Origin of the sequence: Flavobacterium stagni (assembly GCF_004122105.1) — a bacterium.
Classification (GTDB): domain Bacteria; phylum Bacteroidota; class Bacteroidia; order Flavobacteriales; family Flavobacteriaceae; genus Flavobacterium; species Flavobacterium stagni.
This window is the reverse complement of the sequence record NZ_SBKN01000021.1, coordinates 1-397: the sequence shown is the minus strand read 5'-3', so window position 1 is coordinate 397 and position 397 is coordinate 1. Positions and strand designations below refer to the sequence as shown.

The window sequence follows — 397 nt, the reverse complement described above, 5'->3', positions numbered from 1 at the left end:
CAGGTACTTACACTTTAGTATACCAAATCTGTGAAATCTTAAACCCTGCTAACTGTGATACAGCTACTGTAACAGTTACTGTAGGTGCTGCTCCTATCATTGCTAATGACGATGCGGGAACACCAGTGAATGGTTTTGCAGGTGGAACTTCTTTCACTAATGTATTGGTAAACGATACACTTAATGGTCAGCCAGTTCTTGCTTCTCAAGTGAACACTACGTTTGTATCTTCTACAAACCCGGGTGTGACTTTAGTAGGTACAGATGTGATAGTTGCTGCTGGAACTCCTGCAGGTAACTATACTTTGGTATACCAAATCTGTGAAATCTTAAACCCAACTAATTGTGATACGGCTACTGTAACAGTAACTGTGAACGCTGCTCCTATCGTAGCTAA

Annotated in this window: 1 pseudogene; it reads left to right on the top strand. The window is 41.1% G+C overall.

Annotation, left to right across the window (positions count from 1 at the left end):
* Positions 1-397 (top strand): annotated as a pseudogene (locus EQG61_RS13810) (hypothetical protein); the annotation flags it as partial.